General features: G+C 47.8%; 1 protein-coding gene. It reads right to left on the bottom strand.

Translation table 11 applies throughout. The features are described 5' to 3' along the window. On the bottom strand, positions 1 to 270 hold a 270-nt coding region (locus R0J87_RS20695), incomplete at both ends, for a hypothetical protein (protein ID WP_498888603.1).

Below are 270 nucleotides of genomic sequence, written 5' to 3'. Positions count from 1 at the left end.
CGGTATCCACCGACATCATTTGAATCTGTAAGCCGTTGATTGTTGTTTTATTGCTCGTCAACCCGTCAACACGGATGCCATCGAGGCTGACGGAGCCATCTGTCGCAATGCTTGAAGCCCTCGACGCTTCCGCCACTCCCGTAATTTGCTTGCCCAGTGCAACATTTTCGCTGTCGTCTGCGTTCTTAAACGCCAAAGTGAAATTCTGAGCGGCACCAAGTTCTTTCGAAGAGATAAAAAAATGGGAAGTCGTGTTATCAAAATTGACAC

Source organism: Halomonas sp. SIMBA_159 (assembly GCF_046536035.1).
In the GTDB taxonomy this organism is placed as follows: domain Bacteria; phylum Pseudomonadota; class Gammaproteobacteria; order Pseudomonadales; family Halomonadaceae; genus Vreelandella; species Vreelandella venusta_A.
The sequence above is the reverse complement of the archived record's forward strand: the minus strand, read 5'-3'. Positions and strand labels throughout refer to the sequence as shown.